Annotated in this window: 15 protein-coding genes; 11 read left to right on the top strand and 4 right to left on the bottom strand. The window is 66.8% G+C overall.

Annotated elements, in window-relative coordinates:
* Positions 1-92 precede the first annotated feature (92 nt).
* Positions 93-1,022, top strand: a complete 930-nt coding sequence (gene argC / locus FAZ98_RS25345; RefSeq protein WP_158955214.1) for an N-acetyl-gamma-glutamyl-phosphate reductase — start codon at positions 93-95, stop codon at positions 1,020-1,022.
* A gap of 61 nt (positions 1,023-1,083) precedes the next feature.
* On the opposite strand, the gene FAZ98_RS25350 is transcribed toward argC, so the two are convergent.
* On the bottom strand, positions 1,084-1,551 hold the full coding sequence (locus FAZ98_RS25350) for a hypothetical protein (protein WP_233272923.1): 468 nt from the start codon (positions 1,549-1,551) through the stop codon (positions 1,084-1,086).
* 33 nt (positions 1,552-1,584) lie between these two features.
* Here FAZ98_RS25350 and FAZ98_RS25355 point away from each other — a divergent pair, with 33 nt between their 5' ends.
* Both FAZ98_RS25355 and FAZ98_RS25360 read left to right on the top strand, forming a co-directional pair.
* Positions 1,585-2,307 carry a flavin reductase family protein gene (locus tag FAZ98_RS25355; RefSeq protein WP_158955216.1) on the top strand — a complete coding sequence of 241 codons (723 nt, stop codon included), beginning with the start codon at positions 1,585-1,587 and terminating at the stop codon, positions 2,305-2,307.
* Between the two features lie 100 nt (positions 2,308-2,407).
* Positions 2,408-2,695 (top strand): putative quinol monooxygenase, encoded by a 288-nt coding sequence (locus FAZ98_RS25360; protein WP_158955218.1) that lies wholly within the window; start codon positions 2,408-2,410, stop codon positions 2,693-2,695.
* 113 nt (positions 2,696-2,808) lie between these two features.
* On the opposite strand, the gene FAZ98_RS25365 is transcribed toward FAZ98_RS25360, so the two are convergent.
* The 3 genes from FAZ98_RS25365 to FAZ98_RS25375 form a co-directional block, all read right to left on the bottom strand.
* Complete coding sequence (locus tag FAZ98_RS25365; RefSeq protein ID WP_158955220.1) at positions 2,809-3,345, bottom strand: isochorismatase family protein; 537 nt, start codon at positions 3,343-3,345, stop codon at positions 2,809-2,811.
* 215 nt (positions 3,346-3,560) lie between these two features.
* Complete coding sequence (locus tag FAZ98_RS25370) at positions 3,561-4,187, bottom strand: hypothetical protein (protein ID WP_158955222.1); 627 nt, start codon at positions 4,185-4,187, stop codon at positions 3,561-3,563.
* Between the two features lie 27 nt (positions 4,188-4,214).
* Positions 4,215-5,066, bottom strand: coding sequence for a hypothetical protein (locus FAZ98_RS25375; protein ID WP_158955224.1), 852 nt, complete (start codon positions 5,064-5,066; stop codon positions 4,215-4,217).
* Between the two features lie 84 nt (positions 5,067-5,150).
* On the opposite strand from FAZ98_RS25375, the gene FAZ98_RS25380 reads away from it, so the two are divergent.
* The 8 genes from FAZ98_RS25380 to srlA all read left to right on the top strand — a co-directional run bounded on the left by FAZ98_RS25380 (position 5,151) and on the right by srlA (position 12,611).
* Positions 5,151-6,134, top strand: coding sequence for a sugar-binding transcriptional regulator (locus FAZ98_RS25380; RefSeq protein ID WP_158955226.1), 984 nt, complete (start codon positions 5,151-5,153; stop codon positions 6,132-6,134).
* Between the two features lie 337 nt (positions 6,135-6,471).
* On the top strand, positions 6,472-7,803 hold the full coding sequence (locus tag FAZ98_RS25385; protein WP_158955228.1) for an NAD(P)H-dependent oxidoreductase: 1,332 nt from the start codon (positions 6,472-6,474) through the stop codon (positions 7,801-7,803).
* 34 nt (positions 7,804-7,837) lie between these two features.
* Positions 7,838-7,981 carry a hypothetical protein gene (locus FAZ98_RS35445; protein WP_199272408.1) on the top strand — a complete coding sequence of 48 codons (144 nt, stop codon included), beginning with the start codon at positions 7,838-7,840 and terminating at the stop codon, positions 7,979-7,981.
* Positions 7,969-8,865 (top strand): thiamine pyrophosphate-dependent dehydrogenase E1 component subunit alpha, encoded by an 897-nt coding sequence (locus FAZ98_RS25390; protein WP_199272409.1) that lies wholly within the window; start codon positions 7,969-7,971, stop codon positions 8,863-8,865. Before FAZ98_RS35445 ends, FAZ98_RS25390 begins: the two co-directional genes overlap by 13 nt.
* Positions 8,858-9,865, top strand: a complete 1,008-nt coding sequence (locus FAZ98_RS25395; RefSeq protein WP_158955230.1) for an alpha-ketoacid dehydrogenase subunit beta — start codon at positions 8,858-8,860, stop codon at positions 9,863-9,865. Before FAZ98_RS25390 ends, FAZ98_RS25395 begins: the two co-directional genes overlap by 8 nt.
* Before the next feature lies 1 nt (position 9,866).
* Complete coding sequence (locus FAZ98_RS25400; RefSeq protein WP_158955233.1) at positions 9,867-11,201, top strand: acetoin dehydrogenase dihydrolipoyllysine-residue acetyltransferase subunit; 1,335 nt, start codon at positions 9,867-9,869, stop codon at positions 11,199-11,201.
* A gap of 291 nt (positions 11,202-11,492) precedes the next feature.
* Complete coding sequence (locus tag FAZ98_RS25405) at positions 11,493-11,939, top strand: transcriptional regulator GutM (RefSeq protein ID WP_158955235.1); 447 nt, start codon at positions 11,493-11,495, stop codon at positions 11,937-11,939.
* A 126-nt stretch (positions 11,940-12,065) separates the two neighbouring features.
* Positions 12,066-12,611, top strand: coding sequence for a PTS glucitol/sorbitol transporter subunit IIC (gene srlA / locus FAZ98_RS25410; RefSeq protein WP_158955237.1), 546 nt, complete (start codon positions 12,066-12,068; stop codon positions 12,609-12,611).
* Positions 12,612-12,657: the final 46 nt, after the last annotated feature.

Raw genomic sequence — 12,657 nt, forward strand, 5'->3', positions numbered from 1 at the left:
TCAACTTTCCCTATTCTAGCCGGGCGCGCAACATGGAGGCTCGTTAGCGGTTTCCTCTTTCATTCCCTCTTCAGTCAGCGGAGTCATCGCGCATGAGCTCTCCCGTAGTTTTCATCGACGGCGATCAAGGCACCACCGGGTTGCAGATCCACGACCGCCTGCGCAACCGCACCGACATCCAGCGGCTCACGCTTGCCGCGGCGGAGCGCAAAGACGCGCGCCGCCGCGCCGAAGCCATCAACGCCTGCGATATCGCCATCCTCTGTTTGCCGGATGCCGCCGCGCGCGAGGCCGTGGGCAGCATCGTCAATCCCGCGGTGCGGGTGATCGACGCGAGTTCCGCGCATCGCACCCAGCCGGGCTGGACCTATGGGTTCGCGGAAATGACGCCGGGGCAGGCCGAGCGCATTGCGAGCGCCAGCCGCGTGACCAATCCCGGCTGCTATCCGACCGGCGCGGTCGGGCTGCTGCGTCCGCTGATGGAAGCCGGGCTCGTACCGGGCGATTACCCGATCAGCGTTCATGCGGTGTCCGGCTACTCCGGACGCGGGCGTGCCGGCGTGGAGGCACACGAGGGAGCGGAGGCGGCGCAGGCGCCTGCGTACCAGGTCTACGGCCTCGAACTCGCGCACAAGCACACGCCGGAGATCCAGCAGCACGCCGGGCTGGCGCAGCGTCCGGCTTTCGTTCCCGCATATGGCGCGTTTCGCCAGGGGATCGTGCTGACGGTGCCGCTGGCGGTGCGCTTGCTGGCACCCGGCGTCAATGGCGCGACCCTGCACGACTGTCTCGCCCGCCACTACGCCGGGGCGACGCATGTCAGCGTGATGGCGCTGAGCGAGTCGCGCGACGTGAAGCAGCTGGACCCGCAGGCGCTGAACGGTACGAACGACATGCGGTTGAGCGTCTTCCACGATGCGGATCACGAACACGTGCTGCTTGCCGCGGTGCTCGACAATCTCGGCAAAGGCGCCTCCGGCGCCGCGGTTCAGAACCTGGACCTCATGCTCGCGCGGCAATAGCGGACCCGGGCTTGGACCCAGGCTCGAGCGATCGCGCGGCGTGCGCGCTCCGGCAATGGCGTCAACGCTTCACGGCTCGCAGCAAGCTGCCGTTCGGGTTGATCGCTTCGTCATCCTTCCGGGTCGGGTAGTACGCCTTCTTTTGTTCGAGTTCGTAGAACAGGGTGCCGTGAATCCCGTTGGCGGCCTTTTTCTTGACCGGCCGCTGCCAGATTGCTTTGAACGCGGCGTTGAGCAAGACGGCGTCGCCGCGTTCGTAGACTTCGTCGATGAACGCGATGTCGGTGTCGCCGGGGAAGATCAAGGCGAATTGCTCCTCCGTCGCGGCGAAGAGGTCATATACGCAATTGACGGCACCGTCGATGATCTGGATGTTCTTCATGATGGGCAAGGGAGCGTGGGTGTGAACGCCGATGAGATCGCGCACTTGCGGCGCCGGGAATCTCGAACAGTACACCCGATGTTCGACTCCGGCATTCAATGACACCGCAATAAACGGCACGCGACCCCGCGCCCGATCCGCGACCATGGGGTCTCGTTCCACTCGTCACGAAACCCCATCATGTTCACCTCCGCCAGCCCCGCACCGCACCTGCGTTCCGAGCCGTCCATCCTGTATCTCGGCACGCCCGTCGTGCTCCTCAGCACGTTGAACGAGGACGGCACGGCCAATCTCGCGCCGCTGTCCTCCGTCTTCTGGTTGGGATGGCGCGGCGTACTGGGTATCGGCGCTTCGCAGACGGCGCTCAACCTGGTGCGCACGCAGGAATGCGTGATCAATCTTCCGTCGCATCGCGAGGTGGCTTCGGTCGATGCCATCGCGCGCACGACCGCGCGTCATCCCGTGCCGGAATGGCGCCAGAGCATGGGCTACGAATACGAGCCGGACAAGTTCGCGCGCGCCGGCATGACGCCGGTTGCCTCGGAAACGGTGGGCGTGCCGCGCGCGCTCGAATGTCCCATCCAGCTCGAAGCCGTGCTCGCCGCCCGCCATGAGATGAACGAGGACACGCCGCAGGAGAAAGGTCGGATCTCGATCTTCGAAGTTCGCATCACGCGCGTACACGTGTTGCCGGAACTGCTGCTCGACGGCAACCCGAACCGGATCGATCCGGATCGCTGGTCGCCGCTCATCATGAGCTTCCAGAAGTTTTACGGACTCACGCTGCCGGCGCTCCATCCGTCCAGGCTGGCCGAGGTTCCCGAAGACATGTACCGGAGCCACGATGTCGATCGCGCGCGCGGCGAAGTTCGGCCGCGCAGCGAGCAAGCTGAAGCCGCGTAGCTCGCCTGTGCTGCGCAGCGCGTCGAGATCCTGCGCGCCTCGACGCGCCGCCCGCGCATTAGTGGCAGACTCGCGACGTCACCTTTGTCGGAGAACCGAAATGAGCATCGAAAACATCGTCGCGATCATCGTCGCCCAGCCCGACCACGCGGCCGCCGTCGCGCAAGCGCTCGAAGAGGCCGTGCACGCCGTGCGCAAGGAGTCGGGCTGCGAGCAATACGATTTGCATCGCGATCGCGTGAATCCGAATCGCTTCATCATGATCGAGCGCTGGCGCGACGAAGAGGCGGTGCGCGCGCACGGCACCGGCGAGGCGCTCCGCAAGCTCGGCGCCGCGCTGGGCTCGCGCGCGACGCTCGACGTGATCCGGCTCGACGCGGTGGTGTGAACGGCGCGCGGGGGATCGTCGGTCTGGCGTAGACCGGGGTCGCAATGGCAGCGCAAACGTGTGAACGCGCAAAGCGCCGCGCCCGAACGCGAGCCCGGCATCGCGACCGCGTTTCAGAACGCGCATTCGTCGGCGTTCACGAGCGTGACGAACGCGCCATCGAGCGTGCGATTGTGATGCGCGACGATCGCCGCCGCCGGTAGCACGGGCGTGTCCATCGAGGTATGCGCGTCGGCGGCGAGCAGCGTCTTGAAGCCGAGATCGGCGGCGGCGCGGCAGGTCGTATCGACGCAATATTCGGTCTTCATGCCCGCGATCACGAGTTCGTCCACCCGCGCCTGCGCAAGCCGTTCGGCGAGCGCCGTGCCCGCGAAGCAACTCGGGCGGCGTTTCTCGAACACGCCGTCGCGGCTCGCATCCACATGGAGTTCGGGAATGAGTTGCGTGAGCGCGCTGTCGGGCGCGAGCGGCGAACCCGGCGGCCCGACGTGACGCGCCGCGAAGATGGGCGCCCGCGCGGCGCGCGCACGGGCGATCAGGCGGTTGATGGCGGCGAGCACGCGCGCGCCGTCGTGCGGTTGGTCGGCGCCATGAAAGAGGCCGACCTGCATATCGACGATCAACAGCGCGCGGTGGTTGTGGCTGGACATGATGACGCTCCGGTGGTGGTGCCCGCAACGGCCGGCGCGTATGCCGCAAAAACAGCAAGGCCCCGTCCATTGCGGGCGGGGCCTTGTGATCGATACGGAAACTTATGCGCGCACCGAACTCACGACCCGCCAGCGGCGGTCGTGGTTGTTGTCGTGGCGGTGAAGTGGCGCGCGTTCATGCCGTCGATCATGAAGGAAGCGTTGCGCGGCGTCAATCAATGCCGCGCGGCCGCGCGCTCGCCCACGAAACACGGATTGCGCCAGTTGGGCGCGACGCCCATGAAGTCGTCGAAGTAGGCAATGGCGATGGACGGCTCTTCGAGCAGGTTCTCGCGAAACGACTGCCACACCTTGATATTGCCGAGCTTCCCGGAGGCGGCCACGATCTGCGCGCATTCCTGCGCCGTGACCTTGCGCACGAGATCCACGCAAAAGTGCGTGAGCGCATAGCCTTCCGGCCACCATTGCGCGATGGCGTCGCCGGGTTTGCCGGGCTGATCTGGATGAACGGGATGCGCGGGGTGAGGTGCCGCGTCGCTGTGCACGCTCGGCAGCGCATGCACCGCGTGATGACGCAGCAGTTCGGCGAGCAGCGCGCCGCACAGGAACTGGTAGTAGTCGGGCGCGTTGCGATGCAGGTGCGACTCGGCGTTTTCGAGCACCTGCGTCCACGCGAAGAACGCGTGCGTTACCGCGCGGTCGCTGGTTTCGAGCGAGACGCCCTGATTCGCCGAGATGGCGCGGCACCAGTCGGCGAGTGCTTCCTTGAACGACGACAGCCGCGTTGCGCCTTGCCACGCGTTTTGCACGCGGTTGCGCGCACTCACATATTCCTGAAGCATGGTGTCCCTCGCCTTTCGCGAACGGTCTCAGAGATAGTTGACGATGCGTGCGAATTCCTGCTGCAACGCATGCTGCGCATTGGGCGCGCCGAGCAGGTCGCGCAAACGCGACTCGCGGCTGCCGACGATATCGCCCGCGAGATGCAAGGTGCCGTCGGCGTCGGCGGGCAGGGCTTCGGGACGCACGGCCTTCGCGCAGCCGATCAGGCCTAGCAGCAGGAACACATAGGCGTTCGGTTCCGCGATCAGCCACCACGGCGCGATCACGTCGGGCAATTCGTCGAAGCGCGCGCTGCGGATCGGGTGCTTGTCGATGAGCGCGAGCGTGAGGCCCGCGAACGTGTGGGCGGCGTCGTGCAGCGTGTCGGCCGAGGCCGGGCCGCTCACCACGGCTTCGGGCGGCGCGGGCAGTTTCTCGTGGCGCTCGCAGAACTCGGCGAGCGCGTCGTTGATGCGATGCTCGAAGATCAGCACGTCGCGCGCGCCCGCATTCAGAATGAAGCGTTTGGCCGCCGCGTAATAGAGCGACGCGTAGCTGCGCAGGCGTTTCGCGTCGCCGTGATCGAGCAGCAGGCGTTCGAGATCGACATCGAGGTGCACCGGCAGCTTCCAGTGATCCTGAAGCGGCGGAATGGCCTGGCCGGCGTAGGTTTCGGCGGTTTCGAGCAGGGTGTCGGCGATCTGGCCGACCGAGCCGAGGAATTGCGGCAGGGGCTTGGGAAAACTGCCGTGCGGCGTGGGCACGCGAGCCGCCGCCGACTCCGAGCCGGGCACGTTGCGCGCCGTGTAGCGCAGTTGCCGCGCGCAGTCCACCAGAGCGAGTCGAACCTGATTCAGGTCCGGCGCGATATGGAGAGGGATCAAGGATTTGGCTTCCATGGCGACCTCGAACGTGCAACATTTGCAGTTAAGATAGCACAATTGTTCACTTTTAAACGCCACTGAAAAGCGGGGGAAACCAGCGTGCCGAGAGCGACCAGCAAGCCGCGCGAGGACGACCTCGACGAGCAGAATCCCGCGCGCCGGCTGCGTCTGCGCGCCGCCTGGATGTATTTCGTCGAGGAAATGACGCAGCAGGAAATCGCGCAACGGCTGGGCGTGGGACGCGTGACCGTGGTGCGGCTCCTCGCCGCCGCGCGCGAGCGCAACGAAGTCAAGATCGTGATTGGCGACCGGCTCGCGGAATGCGTCGAACTCGAACGCCGGCTCGAAGAGCGCTTCGGCATTCAGGAGGCGATCGTCGTGCCGCTTTCGGCGAACGGCGCGGACGCGACCGGCCCGGTGAGCGCCGCGGCGGGCGAGTATGTTTCGTCGATGGTGCGCTCGAACATGAAGATCGGCGTGGGCTGGGGCCGCACCCTCATCAGCTCGCTCTCCTACATGAGCGAGCGCCCGGTGGACAACGTCTCGGTGGTGTCCATGCTCGGCGGCATCATGAAGGCGCGCCACTTCAACCCGGCCGAATTCGCCTGGCGCTTCGCCACGCTCTATCAGGCCGACTGCTATCTCATGACGGCGCCGCTCGTGGTGGACAGCCCGCAAACGCGCGCCACGCTCATCGAGCGCTGCGGGTTGAACGATCTGTTCGAGATGGCGCGCACGCTCGACGTGATCGTCACGAGCGCGGCGGGCATGGGCGTGGATGCCACCTCGCACCGCTCGCGCCTCATCAGCGACGAAGACCGCGAATCGCTCATCAAGGCCGGCGCGGTGGGCGACATGCTGTTCAATTTCCTCGACGCCGAAGGCCATCTCGTCGATCACCCGATCAACGAGCGCGTGATGTCGGTGCCGCTCGACATCCTCAAGCAGGTGCCGCTGCGCGTGCTCGCGGCGGGCGGCTCGACCAAGGTGCGCGCGATTCTCGCGAGCCTGCGCGTGCTCAAGCCCACCACGCTCATCACCGACCAGTACGCCGCGCAGGACGTGCTCAAGCTCGCGGGCTGAGCGCTCGACGATCAAGCGCTGATTAAGCGCTGATCAACCGTTGATCAACCGCTGAGCCGCGCGCACCGCGTTGTCCCGGCACGCGGCGCGCTTCCCTCCCTGTTTTTCCTCCGACGAAATGCCGCCGCTCCGGCCGCGTTTCGCGCGCGCTCGCGCCCTCGAATTTCCCTCCCTTAGCACTTTCCCTGGGAAGCCGCTTTTCCCGGCGACTCCGCTTGTCCTCGAATGAACAAAGCGCTATTGTAAAAAACAAATGTGCACGATTTAACGCCTTGCGGCTTCCGGTTGAAGGCACATGTCGGCGCCCGCGCGCCCTTCACTTCAGGAGACATCGCTGATGCTGAACATCACTCCCAGCGGCCTCGCGGCCGACCTCCAGACCCGCGCGCAGTCGGGCAAGCCCATCCGCATCGGCCTGATCGGCTCGGGCGAAATGGGCACCGACATCGTCACGCAGGTGCGGCAGATGGCGGGGCTCGAGATCGGCGCGATTGCCGACCTGCGCGTGGAGGCCGCGTGCGACGCGGTGCGCGTGGCGCGTCAGGCGGACGAGGGCTATCGCGTCGTGGACAGCGGCGCGGCCATCTCGAAGGCCATGGAAGCGGGCGAGATCGCCATCACGCAGGACGCCGCTTCGATCTGCACGCACGACCAGATCGACGTGGTGATCGACGCCACCGGCAAGCCCGCCGTGGGCGCGCAGATCGGCCTGCTCGCCATGGAGCACGGCAAGCATCTCGTGATGATGAACGTGGAAGCGGACGTGACGATCGGCGCGTTCCTGCGGCGCGAGGCCGAGCGGCTGGGCGTGGTCTACACGCTCGGCGCGGGCGACGAACCCAGCTCGACGCTCGAACTGATCGACTTCGTGAGCGCGCTCGGCTACCCGATCGTCGCGGCGGGCAAGGGCAAGAACAACCCGCTCAACATCGACGCCACGCCCGACGACTACGCCGCCGAGGCGAAGGCGCGCAACATGAACCCGCGCATGCTCGTGGAGTTCGTGGACGGCTCGAAAACCGCCGTGGAAATGTGCGCGATCGGCAACGCCACGGGCCTCGTGCCCGACGTGCCCGGCATGCACGGCCCGGCCGCCACGCTCGACGAGTTGCACAAGGTGCTGTGCCCGGTCGCGGACGGCGGCGTGCTGAGCCGTAAGGGCGTGGTCGATTACTCCATCGGCAAGGGCGTCGCGCCCGGCGTGTTCGTGGTGGCGGAACTCTCGCATCCGCGCTTGCGCGAGCGCATGCACGACCTCAAGCTCGGCCCCGGCCCGTACTACACGTTCTATCGCCCGTATCACCTCACGAGCCTCGAGGTACCGCTCTCGTGCGCGCGCGCCGTGCTCTACGGCAAGGCCGACATGCGGCCGCTGCCGGTACCCGTGGCCGAAGTCTGCGCCGTGGCCAAGCGCGACCTGAAAGCCGGCGAAAAGCTCGACGCGATCGGCGAATACACGTACCGCGCGTGGGCGATGAGCGTGGAAGACGCGCTTGCGCAGGGCGCCGTGCCGTGCGGTCTGCTCGAAGGCGGCGTGGTGCGCCAGCCGGTCAAGCGCGGCGAACTGCTCACGCAGCAGAACTGCGCCGTGGACGCGAACGCGGCCATCGTGGCGCTGCGCCGCCGCCAGGACGAGATGGTGCTGGGCGCACGCCGCGCGGCGGCCTGACTTTCGCCCATTCCCGATACGCGAGGAGCCAACGATGGCAGACGTGGCAGACAAGATCGAACCGGCGCGCGCGGTGTACGCCCGCGTGCCCGAAGCGGCGCTGCGCGAGGCGCTGCGCAAGATGTATCTGGTGCGCCGTTTCGAGGAAGCGCCGAACAGGCGTATATGCGCGGGCTGATTCACGGCACGATGCATCTGTCGATCGGGCAGGAGGCGTCGGCGATCGGCATGACGATGCTGCTCTCCGACGACGACTACATCACCTCCACGCATCGCGGCCACGGCCACTGCATTGGCAAAGGCGCGGACCCGAAGCGCATGTTCGCCGAGTTCTTCGGCAAGGAAACCGGCTATTGCCGCGGGCGCGGCGGCTCGATGCATATCGCCGACGTGAGCCGTGGCAACCTGGGCGCGAACGGCATCGTCGGTGGCGGCTTGCCGATTGCCGTGGGCGCGGCGCTTTCCGTGCACAAGCAGAAGCGCCAAGCCGTGGTCGTGTGCTTTTTCGGCGACGGCGCGAACAACGAAGGCGCGTTCCACGAGTCGCTGAATTTCGCGGCCATCTGGAAGCTGCCGGTGATCTTCGTGTGCGAGAACAACCGCTACGGCATGTCGATGTCGGTGGAGCGCTCCACGGCCGTGGGCCATATCGCGCAGCGCGCCGTGGCGTACGACATGCCGGGCGTGACGGTGGACGGCAACCGGCTCGCCGACGTGCTCGCCGCCGCCGAAACCGCCATCGCGCGGGCCCGCAACGGCGAAGGCCCGACGCTGATCGAATGCGAGACCTACCGCATTCGCGGCCACTCGAAAAGCGACCGCAACCGCTATCGCACGCGCGAGGAAATCGAGGCGTGGGGCGCGCGCGATCCTATCGGCATCTTCGAGCGCGAATTGCTCGACGCCGGTTTGATCGACACGGCGACGATCGAGGCCACGCGCGCCGCCGTCGAGCAGGAGATCGAAGCGGGACTCGCGTTCGCGCAGGACAGCCCTTCGCCGCACGTGAGCGAACTCACGCGCGACGTGTACACCTCCGTTCAGGAAGCCGCCCATGAGTGACCAGACTGTCGAGCCGCGCGAACTCACCTACGCCCAGGCGATCAACGAGGCGCTCGCCATCGCGCTAGAACGCGACGAGCGCGTGTTCCTGATGGGCGAGGACATTGGCGTGTATGGCGGCGCGTTCCAGGTGACGGGCGACCTGTATCAGCGCTTTGGCGCGGACCGCGTGATGGACACGCCCATCTCCGAACTCGCGGGCGCGGGCATTGCCGTGGGCGCGGCGCTCACGGGCTCGCGTCCCATCTACGAATTCCAGTTCTCCGACTTCGCGACGCTCGCCATGGAGCAGATCGTCAACCAGGCCGCGAAGATGCGCTACATGCTGGGCGGCGGCGTGTCCGTGCCCGTGGTGATGCGCTTTCCCGCCGGCTCGGGCACGGGCGCGGCCGCGCAGCACAGCCAGAGCCTCGAGGCGTGGTTCGCGCACGTGCCGGGCTTGAAGGTGGTGCAGCCGAGCACGCCGCACGACGCGAAAGGCTTGCTGCTGGCGGCGCTCGAAGACCCCGACCCGGTGATGATATTCGAGCACAAGCTGCTCTACAAAAGCAAGGGCGTCGTGCCCGAAGGCTATTACGTCGAGCCGCTCGGCAAGGCGGTTGTGCGCCGCGAGGGCCGCGACGTCACGATCGTCGCGACTTCGATGATGAGCGTGCGTTCGCTGGAAGCCGCGCAAACGCTGGCGGCGGAAGGCATCGACGTGGAAGTGATCGACCTGCGCAGCCTGCGCCCGATCGACCGCGACGCCATCGTGCAGAGCGTGCGCAAGACCTCGCGGCTCGTGTGCGTGTACGAAGGCGTGCAGCAACTGGGCATTGGCGCGGAAATTTCGGCGATCGTGAGCGAGGGCGAGGCGTTCGATTACCTCGACGCGCCCATCGTGCGGCTGGGCGGCGCGGACTGCCCGCTGCCGTACAACCCGCAGCTCGAAAAGGCGGCGGTGCCGCAGGTGGACGATATCGTCGCCGCCGTACGGCGCGTCGTGGGCGGGAGGGTCTGAGATGCCGACCGAGGTGATCCTTCCGCGCGTCGACATGGACATGACCGAAGGCGCGATCACGGCGTGGTACGCCAAAGAGGGCGATTCGGTCCGGCAGGGCGAGCCGCTCTTCGACATCGAAACCAGCAAGGCGACGATGGAAGTGGAAGCGCCCGCCACGGGCGTCGTGCGGCAGATCACGGCGGGTGTGGGCGAGACCGTGCCGGTGGGCACGGTGATCGCGTGGATCTACGCGAGCGGCGAGGCGTTGCAGGAGCCGCCGAGCGCCGTGCCAGCGCGCGAGATGGCAGCCGATGCCGATGTCGATGCCAATGCCGAAGCGGAGGCGCTCGCGCTCGAAACGGCCACGGCGCCTGCTGAGACCGCTGAAACGTGGGTCGCCGAGCGCGCCGCGCCGCACGATGCCGGTTTGCGCGCCACGCCCGCCGCGCGTCGCGTGGCGCGCGACCGGCACGTCGCGCTCGCGGGTGTGCGCGGCTCGGGGCCGCACGGGCGCATTGGTTGCGCGGACGTGCTGGCCTCGCTGCAAGCCAGCGCGAACGCGCCCGCCACGCCGAAGCTCGACGCGAAGCTCAACCGCCTCTGGCTGCAACGCGGCGCCGCGGCCACGCTCGTGTGCCTGCACGGGTTCGCCGCGGAAGCCAATAGCTGGCGGCCGCTTTTCAACGCGCTGCGCACGGCGGGGCTTGCGCGCGACCTGGGCGTGCTCGCCATCGATTTGCCGGGCCACGGCAAGAGCCCGGCTGACGACGCGCTTTCGCTCGATCGCACGGTCGCCGCGCTGGCCGCGGTGCTCGACGCGGAGCAGGTGGACGCGTGCCATCTGGTGGCGCATTCGTTCGGCGGCGCGCTCGCCATCGCGCTGGCCGCCTCGCAGCGCGCGAACGTGCAGTCGTTGACGCTGATCGCGCCCGCGGGCCTCGGCACGAGTTGCGACTGGGCGTTCCTTCGCGGCTTGACGCAGGCCGCCGATCGGACCACGCTCACAGGCTGGCTCGCGGAACTCGTGGCGCAACCGGCGTTCATCGACGAAGGTTTCATCGCCAGTGCGCAGCAGCAGTTGGCGAGCGAGCCGAAGCGCGCGACGCTCGCACGCATTGCCGAGACGTTTTTCCCGGACGGGCGCCAGAAGCTCGACCTGCGCGCCACGCTCGCTTCGCTCGCCATGCCGGTGCGCGTGGTGTGGGGCGCGCGGGATCGCATCATGCCCGTCGCGCATACAGAAGGCTTGCCGGGCCGCGTGGCGCAGCATCGTTTCGCCGATGTGGGGCATATGCCGCAACTGGAAGCGGCGGCGGAGGTGGCGCGGATTATCGGCGAACAGCTGCGGCGCTGAACGAATGGCGTTTTCCCCGATTTTGTCGCGCGAATAAATGCATTAATAGAAGCGACTGAAGTTTAAATATCAAGATATGCCCGGGCGACGGTGGTCGGTGGGTGTGGGACGTTGGGACGCGCTGGGTCAAAAGAAAAGCCAGCAAAGGCAGCGCTGGTTCAAGCGCGCCGCGCGTTCGCGCGGCATGGGACGTCAGGAAGCGCTGGTTCAGGCGCGCCGCGCGTTCGCGCGGCATGGGACCAGAGTAAGCGCTAAAGCGCTAACTCTGGTCGACACAGGAGACAAAAAGCAATGGAACTGGTTCGGCTAGGACTGTTGTTGCTCGCCGCAATGTGGGCCATGCAGATCGCGGCGGCCTGGGTGCAGATGCGCTACTACCGCGACACCGTGCGGCGCACCGCGCAGCACTGGCACAGCGGCTATCTCGGCGTGGGCACCTTCAAGCGGCGCCTCGGCCCCGGCGCGGTCGCGATCGTCGTGATCGATTCCGCCGACGAAGGCGCCGTCGTGCGCGAAGCGCTCAGCATGTCCGGCCTCTCCGTATTCGCGCGCTTCAAGCCGCTCGCCGAACTCAGCAACGGCCCCATCGGCGAATTCACGCAGCGTCTCGCCGCCGCGAAACTCGCGCCCGCCGCCCGGCGCGCACTCACCAACGCATTCGAAGTCGCATGCCGCACGGCAAGCGAACGCCAGCAGGTGTCGTCGTCGCAGATGTCGCAAGTGTCGCAAATGTCGTAGCGGTCGTAAGCGTCGCCGTCCGCCATCGCGGGCGCGGCGCGGCAAGGTTGCACGGATGGTTCCCGCGGCGCAGCGTTTCGACGCACACGCGCAACTCTACACGGCAGTCTTCATCAGGAGAGCAGCATGGAGTTCCTCACGCACGCCGCCGAGGCGTTCATCGGCATCTTCAATGCGGGCGGCAAGACCTTCGTCGGCTTCGTCACCGGCATTCTCCCCACGCTGATCGTCTTGCTCACGGCGGTCTACACGATCATCGCGCTCGTGGGCGAACAGCGAATTCAAGGTCTCGCCCGTTTCTTCTCGAAAAACGTCATCACGCGCTACACGCTGTTGCCGTTGCTCGCGATGTTCTTCCTCACCAACCCGATGGCCTACACCTTCGGCGTGTTCCTCGAAGAGCGCCACAAGCCCGCGTTCTACGACTCGGCCGTGTCGCTGTGCCATCCCATCACCGGTCTGTTCCCGCACTGCAATCCCGGCGAACTGTTCGTCTGGCTCGGCGTGGCGGCGGGCATCACCAAGCTCGCGGAAACCAACGCCGCGCCGTTCTCGCTGCCCAAGCTCGCGCTGTTCTATCTGGGCGTGGGGCTCGTGGTGAATCTCATCAAGGGCGTGGTGACGGAAGCCATCACGCGCCTGATCGCGAAACGCGAAGGCATCAAGCTCTGATAACGGCGAGACACGGACAGAGAGATACCGGTAAACGGTAGAGGAG

Source organism: Paraburkholderia acidisoli (genome assembly GCF_009789675.1).
GTDB lineage: Bacteria > Pseudomonadota > Gammaproteobacteria > Burkholderiales > Burkholderiaceae > Paraburkholderia > Paraburkholderia acidisoli.

Excerpts from the sequence above, each read along its gene's own strand:
- argC (WP_158955214.1), top strand. The coding sequence starts at position 93 with ATGAGCTCTCCCGTAGTTTTCATCGACGGCGATCAAGGCACCACCGGG.
- FAZ98_RS25350 (WP_233272923.1), bottom strand. The coding sequence starts at position 1,551 with ATGGTCGCGGATCGGGCGCGGGGTCGCGTGCCGTTTATTGCGGTGTCA.
- FAZ98_RS25355 (WP_158955216.1), top strand. The coding sequence starts at position 1,585 with ATGTTCACCTCCGCCAGCCCCGCACCGCACCTGCGTTCCGAGCCGTCC.
- FAZ98_RS25360 (WP_158955218.1), top strand. The coding sequence starts at position 2,408 with ATGAGCATCGAAAACATCGTCGCGATCATCGTCGCCCAGCCCGACCAC.
- FAZ98_RS25365 (WP_158955220.1), bottom strand. The coding sequence starts at position 3,345 with ATGTCCAGCCACAACCACCGCGCGCTGTTGATCGTCGATATGCAGGTC.
- FAZ98_RS25370 (WP_158955222.1), bottom strand. The coding sequence starts at position 4,187 with ATGCTTCAGGAATATGTGAGTGCGCGCAACCGCGTGCAAAACGCGTGG.
- FAZ98_RS25375 (WP_158955224.1), bottom strand. The coding sequence starts at position 5,066 with ATGGAAGCCAAATCCTTGATCCCTCTCCATATCGCGCCGGACCTGAAT.
- FAZ98_RS25385 (WP_158955228.1), top strand. The coding sequence starts at position 6,472 with ATGCTGAACATCACTCCCAGCGGCCTCGCGGCCGACCTCCAGACCCGC.
- FAZ98_RS35445 (WP_199272408.1), top strand. The coding sequence starts at position 7,838 with ATGGCAGACGTGGCAGACAAGATCGAACCGGCGCGCGCGGTGTACGCC.
- FAZ98_RS25390 (WP_199272409.1), top strand. The coding sequence starts at position 7,969 with ATGCGCGGGCTGATTCACGGCACGATGCATCTGTCGATCGGGCAGGAG.
- FAZ98_RS25395 (WP_158955230.1), top strand. The coding sequence starts at position 8,858 with ATGAGTGACCAGACTGTCGAGCCGCGCGAACTCACCTACGCCCAGGCG.
- FAZ98_RS25400 (WP_158955233.1), top strand. The coding sequence starts at position 9,867 with ATGCCGACCGAGGTGATCCTTCCGCGCGTCGACATGGACATGACCGAA.
- FAZ98_RS25405 (WP_158955235.1), top strand. The coding sequence starts at position 11,493 with ATGGAACTGGTTCGGCTAGGACTGTTGTTGCTCGCCGCAATGTGGGCC.
- srlA (WP_158955237.1), top strand. The coding sequence starts at position 12,066 with ATGGAGTTCCTCACGCACGCCGCCGAGGCGTTCATCGGCATCTTCAAT.